Below are 26,386 nucleotides of genomic sequence, written 5' to 3' on the forward strand. Positions count from 1 at the left end.
CGCAGACACTCTCTGTGACGGCTACTTCAAGTAATACTGCTTTGATTCCTGATCCAACGGTGACTTATACCAGCGCCGAGGCTACAGGTTCTTTGGCTTACACCCCGGTTGCTGATCAGTCCGGTACAGCCACCATCACCGTAACTGTTGATGATGGACAGGCTGCTAACAACACCGTTTCCAAAACTTTTACCGTAACCGTCAATGCTGCCAATGATGCTCCAACTGTTGATGTCTTGACATTGCAAGCATTCGAAAAAGAAACAACCACACTCTGCATAACTGCCACCGATATAGAAGGAGACACTCACCAGTTTGTCTCCGGAACTTCTTCAACTGGTGCTACTATTACCAATGGCTCGACGGGAGATATGTGTTTTGAGTACACTCCTTCAGATGATTTTCTTGGTATAGATCAAGTAGAGGTGACCATCTGTGATATCAATGATCCTTCTGTTTGTACCACTGGTATTATTAATATTGAAGTACTCGATGTAAACGACCCACCAATTTTTACTGAAAATGGTGTTGAGGTCAATAGCGTAACTGTTGATGCGCTAGAAGACACACCATTGGACTTGTGCCTTGAATACACTGATCCTGAAGGCAATGATGTTTCCACAGTTGGACTTACAAATCTTTCCGGCGGAGGAACATTAACGGAAGGAACGACAAGCCTTTGCTATTCCTTTATGCCTGAAGAAAACATCTACGGTTCTGTGGTGTGGCAGGTTGATGTACAGGACAATGGTACTCCACCTGCTACCGCAACTGTCTTTATTAATATCAATGTGGAAAACGTGAATGATGCCCCGGAAACACAGCCTGACACTTTAATAGTTATGAGAAAGGAAAGTAAATCCAAGAATGTACTTCACAATGACTTTGATTTAGATGGAGATGACCTTCAGCTTAGAACAACTCTCGAGAAACAACCTATCGGAGGAACTGCCACGATTTCTCAGGATGGAACAATTACTTATGTGTCTGATGCAGATTTTAGAGGTACTGATTCCTTGATTTACATAGTAGAGGATTCAGGAAATCCCTCGCTTACGGCGTTTGGAAAAATGATTATCAGAGTTGATGATATTCCGTTCACCATTTATCAAACGGTTTCGCCCAATGGAGATGGAATGAATGACTACTGGCACATTGAAGGAATTGATTTTTACCCTAATAATACAGTGAGTCTTTTTGACAGGTACAATAACCTAGTTTTTGAAATTAACGGATATAATAATGAAGATAAAGTTTGGACTGGTAATTCAAATACAGGAGCTAATAACACCCTCCCAGAAGGGACATATTTTTATCGGATAAATGCTGGTGAGGGAGGAACTTTTGGAGGATTTGTGGTACTAAGAGGAATTGAAAATTGATTAGAAAAAACGTATTCGTCTGTCTTCTTCTATGCCTGAGCTATGCCACAATAGCGCAGCAGACAGCCAGCTTTGCTCAATATATGTTTAATCCACTAGCGATTAACCCTGCCTTTGCCGGAGCAAACAATTTACTCAGTGCGTCCGTCATCAGCAGGTTCCAAAATGTTGGATTGGAGGGAGCTCCAAATACTCAGACACTGTCCATTCATTCTCCGCTCTGGGAAAAGAATTTAGCAGGTGGTGCCCTGATCATTCGTGATAAGATCGGAATCATCAATAATACGGGCTTTCATGCAGCTGGAGCCTATCGAATCTTTTTTGATAATCATGGTGAACATTCCTTCTCCTTCGGGATGCAGTACGGACTGATCAACTACAATGCAAACTATACCAGCTTGCAAAGCCGAAACCCAGACGATCCTTATTTCAATTCGGATATTAATCAAACACGGATGAATATTGGTGCTGGCACTTTTTACATCAATAAATTATTTTTCTTAGGTCTTTCCATGCCCCACTTGATGAACAATATTTTCGATGGCAAACAAGATTCTACCACGGTTTTTCAGTCCGTTCCAATGCTCATTCATGGAGGGTATGTTCATGTAGTTAATCCTTATTTAAGAATCAAACCAAACTTTTTAGTGAAAGTTACAGACGGCAGAATATCAGACCTGGATCTTAATTGCAACGTTCAATTAGAAGAATTGCTGTGGGTAGGTCTCTCCTACCGATTCCCTGGCATAAATTTCCTAACAGAAATAAAACTATCCGATCAGCTATTGTTAGGATATGCCTATGGAATAGGAAATGGAGGATTAAGAGGAGTTGGATTAAGCACTCATGAGCTGCTTTTAAACTTCAGGTTCAAGTTCACTAAGTATAAATTAATAAGCCCAAGATTTTTTTGATATGGGGAAATTAGGGATCTATCTTGTACTTAATCTAATTTGTTTTTTACTCATTGCTCAGGGCAAAACTGCATTGGATTTGATAAAAGGTGATCGGGTCATTGGAAATGAGTACTTCGACCGGATGGATTACAGAAATGCCATTATCCATTATCAAAAAACCTTGAATAAACATCCTGATGATACAGAGGTCAAGTTTAAAATTGCTCAGTCCTATCTTAAACTCAATGAACCAGCCAATTCTGAGATTTGGTTGAGGTCTCTTGTCTCATATTCTGACGCGTCTAAAGAGATGATTTATCTCTATGCCGAAGTACTTATGAGAAATGGTAAATTGGATCAAGCCAAAACCTGGTATGAGAATACGCTTCGAAAGAGTTGGGATGCTGCAACTGCTTCAAAGATTAATTTCATAGGTCAGATCGACTCATATAGAAAAGCCTCTCAATACAAAGTTGAAAACCTAGATATCAACTCTGAATTAGCTGATTTTGCAATACACCCATTTTCAGAAGGAATGATTTTTCTATCATCACGTCAGGTATTAAATTATATTCAATATCAACCTGCAAATGCCGCAAGAGAAGATGAAGGAATGATTCGTTTTTTCATCAAGCAGGATAATTCTGAAATAAGCCCTCTTGTTTACAGCGAAGAAGTAAAGCCCTTTTACCATGACGGACCATTCTCCTTCTACATGGATGGAAACATGGTAGCTTTCACTCGAAACGACTTAAGTACAAAGACTAAAGATCATGGCTTGGTTAAGCTTAAGATTTTCTTTGCTGACTGCAGTGACTTGAAAGCATGGAGAAATATTGTTCCATTTGAACATAACGACAGGAAGTATTCAGTTGGACATCCCGCACTTTCTAATGATGGCAAAACCCTCATATTTTCATCAGATATGCCGGGTGGAAATGGTAAAGCCGACCTTTACATCTGTTATCGGGAGGGAGACTCATGGACTAAACCGGTAAATCTGGGTCCGGAAGTCAACACCTCTGGAGCAGAACTATTTCCATACCTTCACAACGACACCACGCTTTACTTTTCATCCACAGGCCTTGGAGGATTTGGAGGACTGGATATGTTCAAAGCGAAACTGAAAGGTTCTGAAGCAAAGGAACCGCTCAACTTAGGCCAGCCACTTAATTCTTTCTCAGATGATTTCAGCATCTATTTGAATGAGAATGGAAGTAGTGGCTACTTTTCATCAAACAGAGTGGGGGGAAAAGGATTAGATGACATTTATGCTTTTCAAAGCACCTCTGCATCACTCATCGTTAGACTTACCCAATCCTCTAATCAGCCGATTAGTGATGTAAGAGTAGAAATTTCATCTAAGGCTAATGATTTCAAACAATCTAACACATCCAATGAATCTGGTTATTTGCAGTTTGATGTGCCTTTTGATAATGATTTCCGCATAAATGTAGAAGACAATTACTATTACGCTTCAGACAGCATCCTTTATTCAAATAAGAATGCTGATTTAATTACCGACACGCTTCTGATTAAATTAGAAAAACATCAATTAATCACACAGGGACTTATTTCGAATAAAGAAACAACACCAATTTCTAACGCATTAGTCATTCTTGAAAATAAAAATAAGAAGATGGTTGATTCGGTGAGAACCAATGCGGAAGGAGCCTACTCCTTTCAAATTGAACCTGAAAACAACTATACGATCGCTGCATCCAGTGATGGCTATTATACGGGTCGAATTAATTTCAATACGGTTAATATCTATTCAGGCAGCATTGTAAATAACATCGTATTAGAAGACTCTATTGTTAAACCAGTTTTATATAATTTATTTATCCAGGGCAGATTGTTTAGTAATGAATCGCATGAACTGCTGCCAGGAGCACTTGTGCTTTTAGACAACATATCAGCAGGCATCAGAGATTCTGTTCGAACTACCACTGAGGGCACTTACTCCTTTAGGCTAAAGCCTGACCAACAATACAAAATAACAGCATTAGAGGATGGTTTTATTCCTAATGGCTACTCCATTAGTACACATGATCTTTATGAGGGTTTGCTACTAAATGACATCTTGCTGGAAGAGGAATATGAAGATAAACTCATTGTATTTTTTGATTTTAATGCCAGGGAATTAAATAATAGCTACGAAGAATCGCTTCAAAAAATGCTGAAAATTTTATCAGAAAATCCAAGGTCCACATTGAAAATCACTGCTCATGCAGATACTCGAGGTTCAGCAGATTATAACAAACAGCTATCCATTGACCGACTCAACTCTGTAAAGCAATACTTTATCCAGCGAGGCATCTCGGCAGACAGGTTAGAAGGTATCTCATTTGGTGAGGAGCTCCCACTCAATCAGTGTAGCAGTGGTGTGGACTGCCCTGAAGAGGATCACTCACAAAATAGGCGTGCTGAACTCAAAGTGCAGATGTAGTGAATTTCTAAATCCAACAACATCACTTCATTCGTATGTCCATCATCTTTCACTAACGTGATAAGGTTTTAATGATAGCCGGCTCGTGAGGACGAGTCGGTTTTTATGCGACCTGCTGCATTCGAGTATACCTTTCTTTATAAGCTACTGGTGTCATACCGGTGATCCGCTTAAATATCTCACGAAAAGCTTTCTTGTCATTGTATCCTACCTCAAACATCACCTGAGAAACAGTTTTTACTCCTTTTTCCAGTTCTGTCTTTGCAGCCTCTATCTTCACCCGCTGGATGTACTCGAAAATCGTATTGGTAGTAGAACTTTTAAACCTGCGCTCAAACGTGCGCCTTCCTACACCTATCTCGTCACATAAGTCTTCCACACTGATCTTGTCTTTGAAATGTGTTTCAATGTATTCCTGTGCTTTCAGCACTTCCTTATCCTCATGAGATTTTTGACCGGAAAACATCATAAATGGTGATTGACTGGTTCTGTCCACATCAATCATGTATGCTTTTGCTGCAGCAATAGCCACCTCACGCCCGGCATAACGCTCGATCAGGTAAATTAAAAGGTTAGTAAATGCCAGTGCGCCTCCGCTGGTGTAGATCCGGTGAGATTCAGAAACGATCCGTTCGTCTTCCACGATAACCTCAGGAAAGAGCTTCCTGAAATCTTCTGCCGCTCCCCAATGTGTTGAACACCGCTTTCCATTGAGGATGCCCATGCCACCGAGGAAAAATGCACCTACACACATGCTCACCAGATCTGCCCCATTCTGATACTGCTTTTCCACCCAGGGAACAAGCGCTGCATTCTGTTCCATGAGTTCCTGCGGACCACCAAACATCGCCGGGATAATTACAACATCTGTATGATCGATGGCATCAATAAGACAGTCCGTTTTCACCGTGTACAAGCCACCTACAATGTGAGCCTCTGAGGATAAACCCACGATTTTAAGATCAAACAATGGATCGGGTAGATTGTCATTTACCCAAGTGAACAATTGACGGGTAAGATCCAGATTCGTAATACTGAATTCCCCGTTTGGGACAATTAGTGATACATGTTTCATATAATATTCTCTATTGCTTATACATTAATACCTACATCACCCACCTCTAAATCTCAGAAATGTCTGACCGTTCTCATGAGGAAACTTCTGCTATACTAATTCCCCTCCTCGGAGGGGTTAGGGGTGGGTCCATTTCTCTCTATCCATTCCCAAATCATATTCACAACCCACCCAATGTTTGTCTTCACATCCAGATCATCAAATCTTAAAAATCGTACTCCCAAAAATTCAAGTCTCTCCTGCCTTATTCTATCTTTTTCTGGTTGGTTATCATGATAATGTGTATTTCCATCCACTTCAATTACCAACATCAAGTCTTTACAGTAGAAGTCCACTATAAACTCATCTATTGGTATTTGTCGACTAAATCGATAACCAAGTTGATTGCCTTTGATTTCATTCCATAACAACACCTCCCCCAGCGTCATATTTTGCCTTAGTTTCTTAGCTAAAGGCACTAGTTTTTTATTGTACGGAATGATTTTTCTCATCCTTATTATCAATCATTAAACCCACCTCTAAATCTCCTCCCAGGAGGAGACTTCTAGCAATTCTAACTCCCCTCCTTGGAGCGGTTCGACGATTCGAGGTTAGGGGTGGGCTGCTTTCAGAAACTAAGTTAGCCAAACACACTGTCGGGATCAACCCCACAGTTTGCCGTAATTGCACTTTACCAGTGGTGAAATTCGTCCCTAGCTTTGACTTAGTAAAATTAATTCTGTCCTCATGGATCGAATAAAACAAAACATTAACACTATGGACCAAGAACTATGGCTAAACCTTCCTGTAAAAGATTTAGAAAAAAGTCGAACCTTCTTCACCTCATTAGGCTTTGAATCCACTAGAGATTCGCCAGGTATGATCGGTTTCGTAATTGGCAAAGTGCCTGTGATGATGGTGGAAGAATCTCAACTGGAACAGTACACAGAGCACAAAATATCCGACACCTCAAAAGGAAGCGAATTTCTCATTTCGGTGAGTGCTCCGGATCGAGCATATGTAGATCAGATCACAGAAAAGATCGAAGAGGCCGGAGGAACGGTCTATTCAAATCCACAGGAAATACAAGGGTGGATGTATGGCATGGCCATGATAGATCTCGATGGTCATCGGTGGAACATTATCTATATGGACCTGTCTGCCGAACAGGCAGGCTGGGATAAAATGCCAAGAGAATAATATCATGAATCCTGTGGTACACTTTGAAATTCCGTATAAGAATGCTGAAAGAGCTGTGACTTTTTACAGTAAAGTCTTTGGTTGGAAATATGAACAGCTAGGTTCTGATATGGGTGACTATATATTGCTTGTGACTGCTGTGTCTGACGCCAAACCCGGAGAAGTTGCCGGTGCAATCAATGGGGGGATGTTCCCATTCAAAGAAGACTGGCCAGCCCAGTATCCATCAATCGTAATTGCGATCAATGATATTAATGAAACCATTTTGATGATTAATGAAAATGGAGGAGAAGTATTAGGTGATCCAATGCCAATCCCAGGAACTGGACTGTATGTATCCTTTTTGGATACAGAGGGATCCAGACTAAGTATTTTACAACCTGTATTCAAATAGAATTAAGAATAATCAACTATGCCTAAACAACTATACGTGAACCTTCCGATCCAGGATCTGAAGCGTTCAAAAGACTTCTTCTCAAAACTTGGATTCACTTTCAATGAACAGTTTTCAGACGAATCCTCTACCTCGATGATTGTGGATGAGGGTGTCATATTTATGTTGTTGGAAAGAGAGCGATTTAAATCCTTCATTCCGCATAAGGAAGTGGCTGACACGACAAAAGTGTGTGGGGCTATTAACGCCATTCAGATGGCCAACAAAGATGAGGTCAATGCAATCATCCAGAAGGCTATAGATGCCGGAGCTGATGAATACAAAGAGGCGCAGGACTATGGCTTTATGTATGGCAGGAGCATAGAAGACCTTGACGGAAATTGCTGGGAATTCTTCTGGATGGATCCAAGTCAAATGCCTTCCTGATATCAATAAAGCACTATTCATGAAATCCCCTAAATCCCCTAAAGGGGACTTATTGATCAAATCACATCTATACCCTTTGAAAACTAAAACACTGTGCAAATGAAAAATAAGATTTTATTCATTCTCTGCATGCTTTCAGGACTCATGTTCATTAATGCGGGTCTTAATAAATTTTTTAATTACCTCCCCGTACCGGAGGATCTTCCAGAAGAGGCGATGAATATGTTCATGGCGATGATGGAGATCACCTGGCTCATGCCACTGATAGCCACGTTTGAGATCGTTGGCGGTGCACTTTTTATAATTCCTCGATTTCGTGCCCTTGGTGCAATAATCCTCACTCCAATCATGTTTGGGATTATTGCGCATCATCTCACACTTGGGTTTGGTTTACCAATCCCTCTGGTGATGGCTGTAATACTTGTATGGGTGATCATCGAAAATAGGGATAAGTATCTATCTATGATCACTAAAAATAACTAGCTATGACAAAAATCACAATCAATGCGGATTGCAATAATTCACCAAAAAAAGAATTCCTAAAAGACTTTAATGTGGCCTTTGCCACAGGAGATGCTGACTTTATCATTGACCATGTAAGTGATGACATCCATTGGGTGATGTATGGTGATAAAGAGCTTAAAGGCAAGAAAGATTTCGCCAGGGAAATCAACATCATGAAGGATTATGTGGCAGATGAAATGACCGTTCACTCTATCGTGACACACGGAGCAGAAGCCGCTTTGAACGGAGAAATAAAAATGGGAGGGAAAACGTATGCTTTTTGTGATGTGTATCGATTCAGTAGTGCGGGCTCAACGACGATAAAAGAGTTAAAATCCTACATTGTAACAACCAGCTAAACAAGCCGACCCACCGATTGGCGGGTCAGCTTGATTTATTTACACAGTATATAGCTTCTTATACGCTTCCGGATGCTCAATGCTCAGTCCTTCATCAGGCACTAAACTTGAATGATGGGAGATGATTTTTCCATCTTTTATCACAAATGAAAATCGCAGTTTGTTGCGCTTTTCAAACCCGCCTGACTTCCAAATTAATTCGTTAACCCCACTGTCTATCTTGAGTCCATCAACTCGGTGTGTGACCACATCAACCTGAGACACTTTAACATCATCTTTCTCAAACAAGTCCTGATATAAGTCCTTAACTTCATCTCTATTCTTTCTTACGCTGGAAGAAAATGCCGGGATCATTATTGCATCATCTGCGTAGAGATTCATAAGTGCTTCCAAATCATGCTTATTTACTGATTTCAGCCACTTATTCAATACAGGCACTTGTGGCTCCTGCATCATATCTGCAATTTCCATTTCAATATGTTCATCCGGTTTAAAGGTCTCCCGAAACTCCAACCAAATATCCGCAGTAGACTTTCCCAATCTACGCATAAAAACAAACTGGATACCTGCATGAACCCCCAGCAATAAGAGCAGTCCTTCAAAAATCCCAAGCTCAAAAACCAGTAATCCGCAAACGGCTGCCATGATTAACGCGTATCTTCCTTCTGATCTTACGTTGGCAATGTTGGCGATCATCTTCCATCCGGAATAGACCATGATAATACCAAGCGCATATTCCGGTAAATGCGCCAGAATAGATGGAAAAATGACTACAAGTACAAGCACCAATGACGTAAACAAGTTTGAAAGTTTGGTCACTGCTCCAGCCACAGTATTCGTAGTACTCTTTGCCAGGCCATCCAGATTGGTCATCCCGCCAAAAAAGGTTGCTCCCATATTTGCTACCCAAATCGGCAAGAGACCGTTATTAGTGTCTGCTTTCCGTTTTCTTGGATCAATCTTTTCAATCGCTACATGACTCATCACTTGCTCAATGATATCTATGGTGCCAAGCATGAGCGCAAACCCTACCATTTTAAAAAGTGTCCAAATAGTTTCTTGTTGATTCATTCCATCCAGGTGTGGCAGTGGTGCCTGTAACTGAAACGGTATTGAATCAATAGTAACCCGGGGTAATGGTAAAACAAAGCTGAGTAGAAAGCTGGTGACCATGATCACAAAATAAGGAAGTGCGGGCATCCGCTTTTTATAATACTTATATAGCATCACAAATAGCACAAAAGACACCACACTGAGCGCAATTACCATCTCCCGTTCCCAATTGAGCCACGTGTCTGTTTCATGCTCAATATCATAAAGGAAAGGCACAAACTTGAGCACTATTTTAAGGCCTACACCAGCAAGTAAACCCTCGACGAGGTAGTGAGGTACAACTCTAAGGATGTACTTTTCCCATTTAAACCTCCAGACGGTCGCTTGAAAAATGGCAGTGAGGGCGATTACAAATGGCATATTTTCCATGCCAAATGTGCTGACTCCCAAAGCCAATGCTGGTGCCAGCCCAGCAGCTACTCCAGGCATGCCTGTATAGTTTCCGGGACGAAAGAGATAGGTGATAAAGCTAATGATCCCGGCAAAGATGACCGTATAGAGTCCCGTCATTATCGGGTAGTCTGACATTAAACAAATGCCTACAGTCAATGGTACCGCCATTACACCTGTAACCGTACCTGCAAGTGCATCCCTTTTCAGATGCACGAATATATTTTTCGTTTGTTGATTCATTTCTGTTAATTCTTTTTGATTGATAGGAAAATGGGTGTTGACTCTGACACCAAAAGGTGAGAGCAACAAGTTTGATTTCAGCTAAATGCTGAATGAATTAACAGAAGGGTATTTTCAAGGAACAAAACAGCACAACTAAAGAAACATGGTCAGCTGATCTGCTTGGGAGTTTTAGTAAATAATCATGAGGGGATGTAGATAGGAATCTGTAAACGAACGGTGTGGTGGATGAAAGATCCAGATTAGCCAGTAATAAGACTATTTCCCGTTCACCTTCTTTCTCTTTTACTTCTTCCTTTAGCTCACGCTCTTCTTTGGTTTCTTCCGCCTGCTCATCAGACAGCAGCAAGCAAACCTCTGACACTGTGATTAGTGCCATCATTAAGATTGCGAAGTATTTTAATAGGCGCTCAAGACTGAACATAATTGTTCATAATTGCGATAATAAATCTAGCTTTATTCAAATTAGAAGCAAAACATTTTCGACCAATATGGATTATACATAGCCAGTACGTCAATCCATTTTAATTGATTTGACTTCCAAAACTCTTTCTACTCAAATAATCAAGTAATGAAAAAAATCCTATTGGTGTGCTGTTGGCTACCATTTTTAGCCCAATCCCAACTTCTGTTCCCCGAAAGCTTTGTAGTCATCTTTGATAGCACCAGGCACTTCAAAGGATCTGTGGCTCCCTCGCTGGAGATCAAAACTCAGCGACAGCTTTATGTGGAGATTACCAATCGGGCAGATATGGCCTTTCGATTTAAGAATCATGGAATCACGGTAGCCAATAAGTTTGAATTGACCCGTGACGGTAGTGAAACCATTCTCAGCGGTGGTTTTATCTACGGTAAGTTCAAGACCTTCTATGACAATCCATTTGTACTGGAACATTATGCACAGCATCAATGGGCCGAGGCGCGAGGACTTGAGAGGAAGATTGCTATTGGGTCGAATGTGAGATATAAACTGTTAAAGACACAGAAAGGCGGGGCATTTGCAGGTATAGGTCCTTTCTATGAATATGAACTATGGAATTACCGAGGAGTGCCTGACGATCGACTCCCACTCAACACAACAAGTATCAGTGCGAGGGAATGGAAACTCAATGTCTATTTGAGCACCAAGCGTGAACTATCAGAAAAAATCCGTTTTGAAGGTTCTGTCTATTTTCAGAACGGATTCAATGATCTCTTTAGCGAACCACGTTGGGCTGGAGCTATCGCGTTCTCCTATTCGTTTACGGAAAACATCGCCTTCGGAGTAAATCTTCAAACCATTTACGACTATAACCCAATTGTTCCGGTAGATAAGTTGTGGCTCAATACCTTTTCGGCACTAGAAGTTACTTTTTAGCTAATTACTTTTTGAGGGTGATATCAGGCATGCCTACTAGTTCAAAAGTGGCGGAGGCGAGAATGATTTTACCCTGAGATTTATCGACCGAACTAAGTATTTCTTTGAAAACATCATTCTTGGTAATTCTACGTTTTTTGAAATCCACAATGTAGCGGAGTGTGAATTCCACCCAGTTATCGTTGGCTACCAAAGAAACCATTGGGTTGATATTTGCAGATTCAATCAGGTACTTTTCAGTCATCTCTTTCCATTTCCCTTTTGCTTCTTCGGCATAAGCTCCGGTTATTTTATCACCAGCTTTTTGAATCAACTCTTCGGCCAATTGATAATCCGATCCGAATTTTACCGGGATCTTAACCTCATCCCATAAAAAAGGAAAGTCTGCTGAGTAATTAAATACAGGTTCCTTGAATACAAAGCTATTCGCGATTCTGACGATACGGCCATTATACAAATCACCGTCTACCCATTGCCCCAGTTCCATTAAGGTTGTTCTAAGAACACCAATATCTATAATATCACCTTTGATACCACCAAGTTGTACCCGATCGCCCGTTTTATAAAATCCTCCAAACAAAATAGCTAACCAACCGGCCACAGAAGCAATCACTTCCTGTAATGCAAAAGCAATTCCAGCTCCTGCAACACCAAGCGCAACAGTCAAACCGCCAAGTTTGCTGCTATAAACAATACTGAAGTAAACGATGATTGCCACCCACGCCAGGAAGGACCCAAATTTTTTGGCCTTGTACCGGCTATCGGTATCCTTGATCTTGGAGAATAATTTGCTTTGAATTAGTCTTCCAATGGACCATATGATGATGGCTCCAAGGATGAAAGCGACCACTTTGCCTATCGTATCATTAAAAAGAAGTTCCTCAATTTTTTCCATCTTGGTCTTTTGGTATGGTAATGGCGTTTCCATCTCTCACCGCTCTGTAATGAGGAGACATGATTTCCACACCAGCTGCATTGAATTTATCCTGAATATTTGCATGTAATTCAGAGTAAATTTTTGGCATTTGCTCCGGTAAGTCTGTATAAGCATTTAGTTGATAAGCAACGTACCAGTCGTCCAGGCTAGTCTGCAAGACAAAAGGTTCTTTACTGATATTCACTCCATTAGTTGCTACTGCTGCCTCTATAAGCAATTCATGCACCTGACGCCATGGCACATCATAGCCAATAGTTACTGAGGTATGAAGTACCAGACCAAGCTCTTTACTGCTTGAGGTATAGTTCACAGTGTGCCCATTCAGAATGGCCGCATTAGGAACGGTGATATCTTCATTTTTTGTGGTTCGAACCCTTGTTACCAATAAGGTCTTTTCAATTACCTGTCCGGTTACCTCACCAATCTTTACCCGATCTCCCAGGCGAAACGGTCGCATGTAGGTAATCACCAACCCTGCTACTGCATTGGCAATGGCAGATGAAGATCCAAGGGAAAACAGAATGCCCAGGAATACCGAAACGCCTTTAAAAATATCTGAATCCGATCCTGGCAGATAGGGAAAAATGACCACAAACATGAAGGCATAAACAAGGAACTTCACGATGTTATAGGTGGGCATTGCCCAGTCTTCATGAAAGCCGGTGATCTTTAACCTGCTTGTTTCAATTTCGTGGGAAATAAACTTCAGAAAACGAATGAGATACTTGGTGATCACATAGATCACTCCAATGGTAAAGGCATTCGGCAGGTAATTCCAAAATGAAAGAAATATGCTTTGTGCGGGACTCAATATCCAACCAATTAGTGTTTCCGCCCAGTTTTTAGTGAATGGAAACAGACCGAATATGATCGGTAGCGAGAAATACAAAACAAGCGCAAAAAAGGCCCATTTTAAGACGCCAACAATTTTTACAGTGACATCAAGCTGTCTCTCCGGAGGAAGAAATTCATAATTCCCAACCGTAATTCCTGCAAAATATTTTTTCTTGTTTATTACCATCCAGCCCTGTACGCCCGTAAAGAATCTATTCAGAAAATAAATAATCAAAATAGCAACGCCAATGATTAGAAAAACAAGTCCAATTCGTGCTGCAATATTCTTAACCGTACTCCTATTTCGCTCAGCGACTACAAATTCTGAGATACTTGCTTTATAAATCCTCGCAAGGGATTCTTTGGTCTCACCTTCGATCCAAAGCGCATCCCAATCCGAAATACTTGTGACAATCAGATTTTGATACATCAGATCCACTGTTCCTTCGTGCGCAACTACATTCAGTGAATCCGGAAAGAAATAATCGTCTCTTACTAATAGCTCGATCTTCTCAGCAACATTGGCTGCCCTGTCCTCAGGCATCACAGGACCCAGCTTCGTATATATGGTATACAGGGAGTCGCCGATTGGAGCCACAGCATATCCTTTGTTGTTTTCTTTTAATCTTAGAATCCGGTTCTTTTGCTCCGCATTTCTAGCTGAATCCCGTTGCTCTATTTCTCGAATTTGCTCACGAAGAGTGGCCTGATTCACCTGTCCGCTTTCCTGGAGAAGCTGTATACGCTTCATTAAATCTACGCGCGCAAGTGAATCCTGCTTTCGTTTTTGTTTGGTTTGAAGAAGTATTCTTTCGTAGGTATCTAGCTGTTGACTCAGGCTATTCAGCTTTCGTTGGATGCTATCTGATTTTAGGCTATCAGAGGGTGCCTGAGCCAATGTTCCTATTCCGCATAGGGAAAAAGTCAGAACAAGAAATAAATTTTTCATTTAGGAATTAGTTGCGCTATCAACGCTGAATATAAGGAAAGGTTGGGTCGAAATCACAAAAAACTGAAACAAAAAAAGGAGCTCCAAAATCGAAGCTCCTTCCAATAATTTCAATTATTAATATTATGCTATTTCTACCAATTGAATGTCGAATACCAGGTCTTTTCCGGCTAGATCATGATTTGCATCTACAGTAATTGCTTCTTCACTTACTGCAGTAACACTCACATATGTTTGGTGCCCTAAATCATTCGTTGCAACAAGTTTTTGTCCCACCTCCGGTTTCATATCTTCTGGTAATTGATTTTTTGGAACCTCTTGAATCAACTCATCCTTTCTCTCTCCATAAGCTTCTGCAGAAGGGATTTCTACTGTCTTCTTCTCGTCAATCGCCATTCCATTCACTGCTTCGTCGAATCCTTTGATCATTTGCCCGCCACCAACAGTAAACTCAAGTGGTTCGCGACCTTCTGATGAGTCAAAGACTTCACCTGATGTGAGCTTTCCTGTATAATGCACTTTTACCTTGTCGTTAGCTTTAGCCTTCATTCTTATAATTTTCTTGTGAAATAATACTGCAAAGGTATAAAAAATATAAAGGGTTGATTTTAAGAAATCATTTTATATGTAACTACATATAATGTATATGCGTATAATAACCAGTTTTGATAGTATGAAATATGAAAACAATAACATATAAATCCAATGAACGTGGACAGGCCAATTTTGGATGGCTACAAAGCAGTCATACCTTCAGTTTCGGACAATACTTTAATCCTGACAGAGTCAATTTTGGTTTGTTAAGGGTATTTAATGACGATATTGTAGTGGGTGGGGCTGGATTTCCCACCCACCCTCATGACAATATGGAGATTGTCTCTATTCCACTTAAAGGTGCACTTGCACATCTCGACAGTACAGGAACAGAGCAAGTAATCAAAGCCGACGAGGTTCAAATCATGAGTGCTGGAAGTGGGCTTACTCATAGTGAATACAATGCGAGTAAATCTGATGAGGTTAATTTTCTTCAAATTTGGGTATTCCCAAAGGAAAAGGACATAAAGCCGAGGTATGATCAAAAGTACTTCTCACCTGAGGGACGTATAAATAAAATCCAGACTGTGGTAGCACCATCTGATACCGATGCTCTTTGGATTAATCAGGATGCCTGGTTTTCCCTTTGTGACCTTGAAGCATCTAAATCAGTAAAATATGTGACCAACAAGGAAGATCATGGCATATTTACTTTTGTTGTTGAAGGCGCAATTGAGATAGCTTCTGAGTATCTGGATAAAAGGGATGCTATTGGTGTTTCTGGGAAAGCTGAAATACAAATTACATCGCAGGCCAATTCACAACTTCTTATCATAGAAGTCCCAATGAACTAAGCAAATGGAAAATTATAAAATACCTGCCGGAACTAGTATTGGGCATATTCATTTAAAAGTTTCGAACCTCCAACGGTCGCTTGAATTCTATTGTGATCTTTTGGGGTTTGAGTTAATGACTACTTACGGTGATGATGCTGCATTTATTTCTGCTGGTGGTTATCATCATCACATTGGTTTAAATACATGGATGAGTAAAGATGGGAATGCGCCAAATCGAGAAAACACAGGACTATTTCATACAGCCATTCTTCTCCCTTCCAGAAAAGATCTGGCTATTCTACTTAACAGGCTTAGGGAAAAGAAATATCCAATTTCCGGAGCTGCAGACCATGGCGTTTCAGAAGCCATATATCTTAATGATCCGGATGAAAATGGTGTAGAGTTGTACTGGGACAGGCCAAAGGAAGAATGGCCATTGAACTCGGACGGAACTTTAAACATGTATACCAGACCGCTCAATTTAGCAGACTTGCTAAATGAAATCGCATAAAAAAACCCACTCGATTGAGTGGGTTTTTTTAAGTATCAATTCTCTATTGATTCTCTGCAAAAGGAGTCGGGAATTCACTTATTCTAGAATCTCCTGCTCGATCAAGAGGCAAATCACCAAGACGATCATAACGTCTCAAATCTACCCATCTGTGGCCTTCTCCAAATAAAGAGTATCTTCTCTGAGTCAGCATTTCATCTTCTACTTCAGAATCAATTAGCGGATTTGCTGTAGAACCTCCTAAACTTGCTGAAGCACGAATTATATCAAGCACCCGCAATGCCTCAACATTGTTGGTGCCAATATTTGCTTCTGCATAAATCAAAAGCAATTCTTCATTTCTAATGATTGACACTGGATCAACGTTACTTGAATACAACGTCACTTGTCTATCACCAGATAAGCCGTCAAAAGTCACTGTTATGGGACCTTGATCCGGATCATCTTCAGGATCGAAAAGGCTTGTTTTCTCTGCCACTCTAGTATCCCCAGCTTCCGCGTCAGCTTCGAAAGAAGGATGAGCCATGTAGCGTTGCTGATTTGGGACGTAGAATAATGGATTTGAAATATCATTACCAGTCAAACCAAACACATGAGCTGGTCCTGCATCTAGGCTTCCAGCCTCATCCATAAATGAGTCAGCTAGATAGCTTAGTGCAGCTGCCTTATCTCCTTGATATATGGCAACTCTAGCAGCCAGTGCTCTATTGAACTCAGCAAAAGTTGCCGGAGAATCGAATCCAGCAAAACCGCTGCTCAAAGCAAAATCAAACTGATCTTCTCCTGCTGCAAACTCGCTTGCGGCATTGAGTAGTTCAGTATTTGCTGTATTAAGCATAGTTTCAATAGCTGTCAGTGCATTATCATAAGATACAAATGCACCAAGGTTATCCGGATCATCAACATCAATTCTGATACCATTTGAATACTGTCTGTTTGCTACCATCATTAATGCATACGCCTTAAACGTTCTTGCATATCCACGGTAACCATCAAGCGCAGGAGTACTTAAAGATGTTGCAGAATTATCAACAGCCGTTAATAAAAGGTTTGCTGTCTGAACAACTTTATACCACGCTGCATAAGCTCTGGTAGTTAAGAATCCGTTATTGTCAAGAGGCCCAATAAGAATTTCTCCAGTATAACGAGGATCAACCTGCGTAAGGTCGTTGTACTCTCTTCCTAAGATGCTCACTGTCTGATAATGAAAGCCCATATCATTTCGAATCACTGCCTCCAAACCAGTAGTAAGCAGCCTCAAATCCTGCTGAGTAGCACCTTCTTCAAAGCTCGAAACAGTGGGAGCATTTGGATTTTCAATCTTATCTAATGTGCACCCAGAAAGTGCAACAAGAACAAATAAGACTAATAATTTATTATATATTGATTTCATAACTATAGTCTTTAAAATTTAATGTCTAGGTGAAAGTTGATGAACTTACTCGCTGGGTATGGAGTAACTTCTACAGTATTTGCCAATACATTATTTCCGAAGTTTGATGCTTCTGGATCATAACTATTGTAGTCAAATATGTTTACCAGGTTTCGACCTGAAACACCCAATTTAACTTGTGATAATTGAGGAATCATTTCACTTGGAAGTGTATAGAAAAGCCCAATTTCTCTCAATCTTATGTATCCGGCATCTTCAATGAGTGGGGCAGGATTTGCAAACGCTTGACTTGCTCTATAATCTCCATTATTAAGTGTCCCGGAAGGATCTAAGCCTGTATCTTCGTAATCCCATGTAGTCCCGGCAAGGTCATATAGCAATGTAGTAAGGTTTATCGCATCACCTCCATTTTTCCAGTGCCACAAGAAGGTTAGGTCAAAGTTTCCATAGCTGACCGAGTTGAACCATGACATTTGGAAGTCAGGCTCTGCGTTTCCATAAACAGCAAAGCCATCACCATCGGGATCGCAATTATCACACTCTGAAGCTATGTAAGTACCTACAATCTGCGTTGCACTTTCACCTTCTTTAATAAGGTACGTACCTAAAGAAGCGGCAAACCCTCCTGTTGTGAATGAAGGAACATCAAGTTTGGTAACTTTTGATTTGTTCTTCCACCATCTCAATGTAGAATTCCAAACAATGTTATCATTTTGAATTACTGTTGCATTCAAGCCCAGTTCAACTCCTTTATTCTCAAGCTCTGCACCATTGACCACTCTATTAGTAAATCCTGATGATGGTTCGTTTTGAGCCTGGAGTAATACATCCTTGATCTTTTTATTGTATAGATTAACCGTTAGACCAATTCTATTATCCATAAGACCAATATCAGCACCAACTTCAAGTTCACTTTGTCTTTCCGGCTCAACATCCACATCTCCTAGTAAATTCCCTGGAGATACGCCAGCATTTCCACCGATAAACTGAGGGTTAGTCAGAATGAATCGCTGATTAAATTGAGAGAATCGACCGGCTTCTCCGTATGCAACTCTTGGCTTAAAGTTGTTAAGAACGTCGATATTCCAGAAATCAAATTCGTGCAAATTGATAGCTAAACTTGCTTTAGGATAATAATATAGTTTATCTGCATCTCCATTATTTGTGGACTTATCACCACGTACACCTATCGTACCAATTAACTTATCCTGAAAATTAACTTCCTCCTGAACAAAAAATCCTTGATCTTCTTGAGGTGTAATAATTTGCTGAACACCAACATTGGCAGATTGTGAAAGGTTAGTTTGTGATCCATTCAAACCTGTTGCTGTTGTGATAACAGTGTTCTTATCAAAATTTTGTAGAAAATATCCTGCTTGCGTTGTAAAGCTCAGTCCATTATCTAAAAAATATGAATGTACAAGTGAAGCCGTCAAGTTATAGTTTGTATTGATAGTACTACCAGAAATAGCTGCTCCACCAAGAGATGAAGCTGGTCTAAAGTAAGAGATTGTACCCGGGAAAATACTTGTCGTTCTTAGAGCGTATTGATCTACACCAGCCTGTAATACAAATTTCAATTGATTATCATCTTGTGTAATTAGCTTAACATTAGTTGTAATACCGCCAATGTATCTATTCACTTCCTCTCTATTGGTCGTAACAGCAACTGTTTCTAGCACGTTAGACCCTGCTGGTGCAGCTGGGTATACACCATTAACAGGGCTTAAATCCTGCCATGGGTAAGTAAATGCAAGTGCATATCCTACAGTTCTGTTTTGGTTACCATTATTGAAGAACCCTTTATCTGTTTGAGAGTTGATATAGTTATTGGTTACATAAATATCGATCCAGTCGTTAAATTTATGACCAACATTCAATCGAATAGACTCTTTAGCATATCCTGTATTTTCAACCAAACCTGGCTCATCTTTTACAGTTAGTCCGAAAAAGAAATCAGTTTTTTGATCTCCTCCTGAAACGGATAGTCTTGAGGTTCTTGAAACTCTAGTATGATCAAACAATTCTGCTTCATAATCTCTAAAACCACCGTTATTGAAGGTTGTGACCGCAGAAGCCCCACCAACAGCAGAAACAGTAGTTTGATTCCAGTCTCTTAGCCCTAATAATTGGGTTGGTGATCTCAAACCAATTGTTTGAGAAAATGAGGTTTGTGCTTTTCCGCTTTTACCTCTTTTGGTTGTAATGATTACCACACCCCCTGCTGCACGAGAACCATAAATAGCCGCTGCTGAAGCACCTTTCAATATCTCAATAGATTCAATATCTTCAGGATCAATATCAGCAATTCTGTTTGTAGCATCGTCTTGATTAGTGGATGGGTTTCCCCCTCCAGCTGCCTCAGAAACAATATTATTTCCTAATGAAGTAGTTGAATTATCAACATACACACCATCTACAATAAAAAGTGGCTGTTGGTCACCAAAGATGGATGTAACTCCCCTAAGTCTCATTGAAATACCACCGCCAGGAGCTCCAGAATTCGCCCTGATATCAGCACCCAGAAACTTACCAGAAAGTGAACCGTCTAATGTAGATTGATTCGTTATTCCTGTTAGATTTTCTGAAGATATTGAGGCAACCGAATTTGCCAGATTTGACCTTTTAACTGACGTAGCAAGGCCGGTTACAACAACCTCATCCAGATTGGTAACATCAGTTCGCATTGTGATATCTCCTGCATCAGAAGCGCCAACCTCCTGACTTGAATATCCTATCGAAGAAAACACCAATGTAGAGCCAGAAGGCACAGCTAATTCGTATTCTCCATTTATGCCTGTAATAGTACCATTTGTCGTCCCTTTTACTAATACAGTTACACCAGGTAGCGGCTCTCCATTAGAGGCATCCGTTACCGTTCCACTGACCCTTATATCCTGGGCCATCAAAAAACTAATGGGTAGCATTAAGGCTAACACCATCAGTTTTCTTTTTAAGTAGTTTTTCATCATAGTAGAGTTTTTAACTTAAAAAATTGATTTAACAATTCGATAAAACTGCTGAATTAATCCGTAAAAGCCAAAAGAGATAAGTTAAAATCAATTGTTTTAACAACAACTTACTTGTAAATAATTATGCATGCAGAATATTATTTGGAATAAAATCATACTTCTTCACGTTTTAAGGATAATCTTCCCTAAAACCTGACGATTTTCGATTTTTTTAAGTGCTTCTGCGCTTTTTGACAATGGAATTTCAGAATCTATCATGGGCCTTAATTTATGGGAAGAAAGCATTTCCAGAAGTCTTTGAATATTGACCTTATTTTCTTCCGGATAGTTCCTGAAAAAGTTACCCCAAAATACACCCGTTAATGAAGCGCTCTTGAGAAGCGGAAGGTTCATTGGGATTTTTGGGACATACCCTGAGGCGAAACCAACCACCAGGAACCGACCCATCGGAGCAATTGCTCTAAAGGCCTGTTCCGTGTAATCTCCTCCAACAGCGTCAAAAATCACATCCACACCTCGCCCATCAGTTAAATCCTTTAGTCCTTGCTTAATGTTTCCAGGATTATATTTAAAGACTTCATCGGCTCCTAATTCTTTACAAAAAGAAAGTTTCTCGTCAGTAGATGCGCAGGCTATCACCTTTGCCCCTATAATCTTACCTAGTTGTATTGCTGCAGATCCAACACCTCCGGAAGCGCCCAAAATGGCTAATGTTTCTCCTTTTTGGAGTTTGGCTCTGTCTTTTAAAGCATGAATAACTGTTCCATGCGTCATTAACACAGCGGCTGCATCTTTGAAACTTACAGTATCGGGGAGCTTCTGTGTATTGGCTGCAAACCCTAATGCCTCCTCTGCAAATCCTCCCCAGGAAGTTCCTGATACAACTCGATCACCGGGATTAAATTCAGTAACATCAGACCCTACGGCCTTAATCACTCCTGCAACCTCTCCACCAGGTGAAAAAGGTAAATCAGGTTGAAATTGATACTTACCTCGTATAATCAGTATATCTGGAAAATTTACTCCTGCATATTTTACCGATATTTTTACCTGACCTGGCCCTGGCTCACCAATCTCATGATCACGGTAGACTAGCTTATCCGGTCCCCCGAGTTCTTCTACAAGTATCGCTTTCATGTGTGTTGTTGATTTTTAACGGCCACATGGAATTCGAATGAATCCACTTGAGAGCAAGAAATACATGTAAAAGTCATTCTCATTTCATAAAAGCGTAAGTACATTTTCTGGTGGACGACCCAATACGGCCTTATCACCCTTTATGACAATCGGACGCTCGATTAGTTTAGGATAGGCAATCATTGCGTCAATCCATTCCTCATCAGAAAGCTCTTTACCCTTGAAATTATCCTTAAAATCAGACTCTCCTTTCCTTATTAACTGATCGGGCTTAATACCCAGCAATCCAATCACTTTTGTTAATTCTTCCTTTGTAGGAGTGTTTTTAAGGTATTCCTTCACAACAAAATCGTGACCTTTTTCTTCGATCAAACCAAGTGTCTGCCTGCTTTTGCTACATCTTGGATTATGGTATATCGTTATCATTTGTTTAAAACTTCTTTGTTGATGGACATGGTTACAAGCATATGAGGAACATCCACAACTTCTGCGATTTTTAGATCACCGGCCAAAGAGCAAAGCATGTAAGCATCATTTCCGCTCAGGCCATGATTGTTTTTTAAATAATCAATCATATATCGAGTTGCTTTTTTTGCTGCCTCATCTAAAGTGGTGGCGTATGCAGTAACGGCATAGACATCATCGTTTTCATATTGCGGCTCTTTAATTGACACTCCTTTCAATAACTCAATCTCAACCAAAAACTTCATAGGTGCTTCTATCGCAGTACCACAAACTTCACCTAACCCTTGTGCTGCATGCGCATCACCTATGGAAAATAAGGCTCCTTCCACAAAAACAGGAAGATATACAGTTGTTCCCTCGACGATATTCGGATCATCCATATTGCCACCGTTTGCCCGTGGTGGAATGGTGCTTAAGAGCGAATCAGTATCAGGAGCGACTCCCAAAACACCGGGAAACGGTTTCAGCGGGATATTGATTCCGTCGGCAAATCGAACATTGTTTTTTCCTGCTAGCTCAAATGTTTTCAAATGTGGTTCAGTGTATTCATCCGCCAAAAACCCAAATCCGGGCAATATTGCCGTCCAGCCCCAATCACCTATTTCAATTTTATGAAGTGTTACAGCTATTACATCGCCAGGCTGAGCTTCATTAACATAGATGGGTCCGGTCAACGGGTGAATGGGCTCGAAACTAAGATTCATCAAGTCAGATGTATCTGAATCGATAGTTAATTGACCATCTGTAGCTTCAGCTGTACTTATTTCGACTACTTCTCCTGAATTAATAGACAAAACCGGCTCTATAGTTCGGCTCCATTTATTGTGAGTCTGATCTGAAGTTAGCGTATGGTCAGCCACCGGATCAACTGCATCTGCTATGTTATCTGCATTTTGATCGATACTGGAAGTACATCCTAGCGCACTTACCATTAAAATCCATATATGTTTCTTCATGTAGGTAAAGGTTGATTTCAAAAAGTATCTGGTTTATACTTACTAACTTATTAAAAAATCTAACCTGCATGAAATGAGTATGATTAATAACACCTGCAAAGAATGAATTATTAATCGTACGAATTGCATGTGTCCTATAAAAAAGCAAAACACATCCACATGAAAACCATTTACCTACTTCTCTTTTTGAGTATGGCTATTATTCTGCCGGCTCAACGAAAGAAAAAATCCGATGAGATCCCTCCTGCTACACCAGCTGATCAGCGATGGGAAGGCTATCAACAGCGATTAAAACTTGAAGATGGATCCTTAGTAAAAAACATTCCTTTTCGTAATGTGGGCCCTACAGTGATGAGCGGACGAGTCGTTGATCTTGCTGTAGATCCATCAGATCCCTCTCATTTTTATGCAGCATATGCCTCGGGCTCATTGTGGGAAACAAAAAATAACGGCACTTCCTTTGATCCGATTTTCGACAATCAAATTGTGATGACAATCGGAGATATTGCAGTAGACTGGGAAAATGACATTATCTATGTTGGATCAGGCGAAAACAACTCCAGTCGTTCGTCCTACTCCGGTTATGGCATATTCAAATCGAGTGACAATGGTGAATCGTGGGAAAACATTGGACTAACTGAAACCCACCATATTGGAAGAATCATCTTACATCCGGAAGATCCTAACATTATATGGGTAGCAGCTCTGGGACATCTCTATTCTGAAAACCCGGAACGTGGCGTCTACAAGTCAACCGATGGTGGAAAAACCTGGAATAAAACTCTTTTTGTAAACAACAGAACAGGGATTGTAGAGCTAATCATGCATCCTGACAACCCTGACCTATTAATAGCAGGGGCTTGGGAAAAAGATCGAAAAGCATGGAATTTCACCGAAGCAGGACCCGGTACGGCGATATACAGATCTGAAGATGGTGGTGATACATGGAATGAAATTCCCGACGATTCCGGTTTCCCGGATACAGACGGAACCGGACGAGTGGGCTTAGCATTTGCTCCATCAGACGCAAACGTTGTATATGCGATCCTCGACAACCAAGATAGAAGACCCAAAGAAGAAGAGGATGATGAAGGATTGAGTAAAGATGAGCTCCGAACAATGAGCAATCAGCAGTTTCTTGATTTGGAAAATAAGGAGATCAATCAATTTTTAGACGATAATGGTTTCCCCCGAGAGTACAATGCCGTGGACATCAAAAAAGATATTGAAGCAGGGAAAGTGAAGCCAATAGATTTAGTCATTTATACTGAAGACGCTAATTCCTTGCTTTTTGACACCCCGGTAAAAGGCGGTGAAATGTATCGATCCGACGATGCTGGAAAAACATGGACCAAAACACATGAAGACTACATCGAAAACATGATATTTTCTTATGGCTACTACTTTGGCCAGGTACGTGTGGACACTCAAAATCCGGATGTAGTTTATACAATGGGAGTGCCAATCGTGCGCTCAGAAGATGGTGGTAAGACGTTCAAAAATATCAATGAAGCTAATGTACACGTAGATCATCACGCACTTTGGATCAACCCTGCTGATCCTCGTCATTTGATTTTGGGTAACGATGGCGGTGTGTATGTGAGCTATGATACAGGAGAAACCTGGATTAATTGCAACTCACCTTCAGTGGGACAGTTTTACTCAATCGCAGTGGATATGACAGAGCCTTACAACGTCTATGGCGGCCTTCAGGATAATGGAGTATGGAAAGGACCAAGTACATACGAATATTCAAGAAGGTGGTATCAAGATGGCAAATATCCATACGAACGATTAATGGGTGGTGATGGCATGCAGGTAGCTATTGATACACGCGACAATACGACCGTTTATACAGGATATCAGTTTGGGAATTATTTCCGAATCAATACTGAAACAGGGGACCGTAAATACATCACACCACGGCATAAACTGGGAGATGCTCCATACAGATGGAACTGGGAAGCTCCGATAACACTATCCGTTCACAATCAGGATATTGTGTACTTCGGAAGCAACCGCTTTCACCGATCCATGAACAAAGGAGATGATTTTGAAACGCTAAGTGATGATCTGACCAAAGGCGGCAAGAAAGGAGATGTGAGCTATGGTACCTTAACGACAATTTCAGAATCACCCACCCGTTTTGGGTTGATATATGTAGGAAGTGATGATGGACTTATTCACAGATCAGACAATACAGGCGAAAGCTGGACTAAAATTACCGATGGACTGCCTGAAAACTTTTGGGTTAGCACTGTTGTAGCTTCAGCTCACAATGAAGCTCGGGTTTATGCATCGCTAAATGGCTACAGATGGGACAATTTTCGAGCAATGGTGTACATGAGTGAAGATTATGGCAGGACATGGAAAGACATCTCATCAAACCTACCATTAGAGCCTGTCAATGTGGTAAAAGAAGATCCTGTTAATGAGAAGATTGTTTATGTAGGCACAGATCATGGTGTATATGTTTCAATTGATGGTGGGGAAAATTATCACGCATTTTCTGAGGGGTTACCTAACACGCCGGTTCATGACCTTATTGTACACCCACGAGAAAATGAGCTGGTTTTAGGTACACATGGAAGAGGTATCTATATTGGAGATGCTTCGCTGGTACAGGAAGTCAATAATGAAATACTAGCTAAAACACTTCATGCATTTCCTATGGACGCAGTGACCTATAGCTCAAGATGGGGTAGCAAAACCTGGGCATGGGGAGATGTAATAGAAGCCAAAACCAATGTTTCTTTTTATTCCAGCACAAACGGAGATGGTAAAGTTGAAATTATTTTCAAAGATCAGGTGGTAAGTTCCACTGAAATTGATGCTGATAAAGGGATCAATATTCTAGAGCTACCTCTTGAAACTGATGAATCTTTCAAAGACTTACTCGAAGAGGAACAAAAAGAAGAATATGAAGCTGCTGAAAATGGTGATTTTCATTTGGTAGTTGGAGAATATACTGTTCGCATTACGATAGGCGACACAAACGTTGAAACACCTCTTACTATTAAGGCACCAAGAGAGCGGCCCGGAAGAAAAGAGTAATTGGTAAAAAATGAATTGAAAAGCCACCTTGAAAAAATGGC

24 protein-coding genes are annotated in these 26,386 nt (G+C 40.6%); 12 read left to right on the forward strand and 12 right to left on the reverse strand.

Translation table 11 applies throughout. From position 1 onward, the window contains the following. The 3 genes from CHB71_RS11100 to CHB71_RS11110 form a co-directional block, all read left to right on the forward strand. The coding region (locus tag CHB71_RS11100; RefSeq protein ID WP_144017398.1) for a tandem-95 repeat protein at positions 1-1,382 on the forward strand (1,382 nt) is incomplete at its 5' end. After that, the gene (locus CHB71_RS11105; RefSeq protein WP_089357003.1) at positions 1,379-2,296 is read left to right on the forward strand and encodes a PorP/SprF family type IX secretion system membrane protein; all 918 of its coding nucleotides are present in this window, start codon (positions 1,379-1,381) and stop codon (positions 2,294-2,296) included. The genes CHB71_RS11100 and CHB71_RS11105, both read left to right, overlap by 4 nt. Before the next feature lies 1 nt (position 2,297). After that, positions 2,298-4,727 carry an OmpA family protein gene (locus CHB71_RS11110; RefSeq protein WP_089357004.1) on the forward strand — a complete coding sequence of 810 codons (2,430 nt, stop codon included), beginning with the start codon at positions 2,298-2,300 and terminating at the stop codon, positions 4,725-4,727. 103 nt (positions 4,728-4,830) lie between these two features. On the opposite strand, the gene CHB71_RS11115 is transcribed toward CHB71_RS11110, so the two are convergent. Further along, positions 4,831-5,802, reverse strand: coding sequence for a GlxA family transcriptional regulator (locus CHB71_RS11115; RefSeq protein WP_089357005.1), 972 nt, complete (start codon positions 5,800-5,802; stop codon positions 4,831-4,833). Positions 5,803-5,897: 95 nt separating this feature from the next. Continuing rightward, positions 5,898-6,293, reverse strand: a complete 396-nt coding sequence (locus CHB71_RS11120) for an endonuclease domain-containing protein (protein WP_089357006.1) — start codon at positions 6,291-6,293, stop codon at positions 5,898-5,900. Between the two features lie 265 nt (positions 6,294-6,558). On the opposite strand from CHB71_RS11120, the gene CHB71_RS11125 reads away from it, so the two are divergent. From CHB71_RS11125 to CHB71_RS11145, 5 genes are all read left to right on the forward strand, one after another. Further along, on the forward strand, positions 6,559-6,981 hold the full coding sequence (locus tag CHB71_RS11125; protein ID WP_089357543.1) for a VOC family protein: 423 nt from the start codon (positions 6,559-6,561) through the stop codon (positions 6,979-6,981). Between the two features lie 4 nt (positions 6,982-6,985). Beyond that, entirely contained in the window at positions 6,986-7,375 is a 390-nt protein-coding gene (locus tag CHB71_RS11130; protein ID WP_089357007.1) for a VOC family protein, read from the forward strand. An 18-nt stretch (positions 7,376-7,393) separates the two neighbouring features. Continuing rightward, positions 7,394-7,801 (forward strand): VOC family protein, encoded by a 408-nt coding sequence (locus tag CHB71_RS11135; protein ID WP_089357008.1) that lies wholly within the window; start codon positions 7,394-7,396, stop codon positions 7,799-7,801. Positions 7,802-7,900: 99 nt separating this feature from the next. Then, the gene (locus CHB71_RS11140; RefSeq protein ID WP_089357009.1) at positions 7,901-8,284 is read left to right on the forward strand and encodes a DoxX family protein; all 384 of its coding nucleotides are present in this window, start codon (positions 7,901-7,903) and stop codon (positions 8,282-8,284) included. 2 nt (positions 8,285-8,286) lie between these two features. Continuing rightward, entirely contained in the window at positions 8,287-8,664 is a 378-nt protein-coding gene (locus tag CHB71_RS11145; RefSeq protein ID WP_089357010.1) for a nuclear transport factor 2 family protein, read from the forward strand. A 39-nt stretch (positions 8,665-8,703) separates the two neighbouring features. On the opposite strand, the gene CHB71_RS11150 is transcribed toward CHB71_RS11145, so the two are convergent. Both CHB71_RS11150 and CHB71_RS11155 read right to left on the reverse strand, forming a co-directional pair. Continuing rightward, positions 8,704-10,410 carry a SulP family inorganic anion transporter gene (locus CHB71_RS11150; protein ID WP_089357011.1) on the reverse strand — a complete coding sequence of 569 codons (1,707 nt, stop codon included), beginning with the start codon at positions 10,408-10,410 and terminating at the stop codon, positions 8,704-8,706. Between the two features lie 97 nt (positions 10,411-10,507). After that, positions 10,508-10,792, reverse strand: coding sequence for a hypothetical protein (locus CHB71_RS11155; RefSeq protein ID WP_144017399.1), 285 nt, complete (start codon positions 10,790-10,792; stop codon positions 10,508-10,510). A gap of 189 nt (positions 10,793-10,981) precedes the next feature. Here CHB71_RS11155 and CHB71_RS11160 point away from each other — a divergent pair, with 189 nt between their 5' ends. Further along, a complete protein-coding gene (locus tag CHB71_RS11160) occupies positions 10,982-11,767 on the forward strand; it encodes a DUF481 domain-containing protein (protein WP_089357013.1) in 786 nt (261 codons plus the stop codon). A 4-nt stretch (positions 11,768-11,771) separates the two neighbouring features. On the opposite strand, the gene CHB71_RS11165 is transcribed toward CHB71_RS11160, so the two are convergent. The 3 genes from CHB71_RS11165 to CHB71_RS11175 form a co-directional block, all read right to left on the reverse strand. Further along, the gene (locus tag CHB71_RS11165) at positions 11,772-12,662 is read right to left on the reverse strand and encodes a mechanosensitive ion channel family protein (protein WP_089357014.1); all 891 of its coding nucleotides are present in this window, start codon (positions 12,660-12,662) and stop codon (positions 11,772-11,774) included. Next, complete coding sequence (locus CHB71_RS11170; RefSeq protein WP_089357015.1) at positions 12,649-14,487, reverse strand: mechanosensitive ion channel domain-containing protein; 1,839 nt, start codon at positions 14,485-14,487, stop codon at positions 12,649-12,651. The genes CHB71_RS11165 and CHB71_RS11170 overlap by 14 nt, the downstream gene beginning before the upstream one ends. A gap of 123 nt (positions 14,488-14,610) precedes the next feature. Continuing rightward, positions 14,611-15,036, reverse strand: coding sequence for an FKBP-type peptidyl-prolyl cis-trans isomerase (locus CHB71_RS11175; protein ID WP_089357016.1), 426 nt, complete (start codon positions 15,034-15,036; stop codon positions 14,611-14,613). A 131-nt stretch (positions 15,037-15,167) separates the two neighbouring features. Between CHB71_RS11175 and CHB71_RS11180 the strand changes: the two genes are divergently transcribed. Next, positions 15,168-15,875: a pirin family protein gene (locus CHB71_RS11180; RefSeq protein WP_089357017.1), complete on the forward strand. Its 708-nt coding sequence runs from the start codon at positions 15,168-15,170 to the stop codon at positions 15,873-15,875. A 4-nt stretch (positions 15,876-15,879) separates the two neighbouring features. Beyond that, entirely contained in the window at positions 15,880-16,368 is a 489-nt protein-coding gene (locus tag CHB71_RS11185) for a VOC family protein (RefSeq protein WP_089357018.1), read from the forward strand. Positions 16,369-16,411: 43 nt separating this feature from the next. Here CHB71_RS11185 and CHB71_RS11190 read toward each other — a convergent pair whose 3' ends face one another. The 5 genes from CHB71_RS11190 to CHB71_RS11210 all read right to left on the reverse strand — a co-directional run bounded on the left by CHB71_RS11190 (position 16,412) and on the right by CHB71_RS11210 (position 23,291). Beyond that, entirely contained in the window at positions 16,412-17,761 is a 1,350-nt protein-coding gene (locus CHB71_RS11190) for a RagB/SusD family nutrient uptake outer membrane protein (RefSeq protein WP_089357019.1), read from the reverse strand. 11 nt (positions 17,762-17,772) lie between these two features. Further along, complete coding sequence (locus CHB71_RS11195; protein ID WP_221406717.1) at positions 17,773-20,733, reverse strand: SusC/RagA family TonB-linked outer membrane protein; 2,961 nt, start codon at positions 20,731-20,733, stop codon at positions 17,773-17,775. Positions 20,734-20,895: 162 nt separating this feature from the next. Then, complete coding sequence (locus CHB71_RS11200; RefSeq protein WP_089357020.1) at positions 20,896-21,870, reverse strand: NADPH:quinone oxidoreductase family protein; 975 nt, start codon at positions 21,868-21,870, stop codon at positions 20,896-20,898. Positions 21,871-21,954: 84 nt separating this feature from the next. After that, positions 21,955-22,296, reverse strand: coding sequence for an arsenate reductase (glutaredoxin) (gene arsC, locus CHB71_RS11205; RefSeq protein WP_089357021.1), 342 nt, complete (start codon positions 22,294-22,296; stop codon positions 21,955-21,957). Next, positions 22,293-23,291: an acetamidase/formamidase family protein gene (locus CHB71_RS11210; RefSeq protein WP_221406718.1), complete on the reverse strand. Its 999-nt coding sequence runs from the start codon at positions 23,289-23,291 to the stop codon at positions 22,293-22,295. Before CHB71_RS11210 ends, arsC begins: the two co-directional genes overlap by 4 nt. A 159-nt stretch (positions 23,292-23,450) precedes the next feature. Here CHB71_RS11210 and CHB71_RS11215 point away from each other — a divergent pair, with 159 nt between their 5' ends. Continuing rightward, positions 23,451-26,345 carry a VPS10 domain-containing protein gene (locus tag CHB71_RS11215; RefSeq protein ID WP_221406719.1) on the forward strand — a complete coding sequence of 965 codons (2,895 nt, stop codon included), beginning with the start codon at positions 23,451-23,453 and terminating at the stop codon, positions 26,343-26,345. Positions 26,346-26,386 lie beyond the last annotated feature (41 nt).

It is taken from the genome of Ekhidna lutea, from assembly GCF_900188325.1.
GTDB lineage: Bacteria > Bacteroidota > Bacteroidia > Cytophagales > Cyclobacteriaceae > Ekhidna > Ekhidna lutea.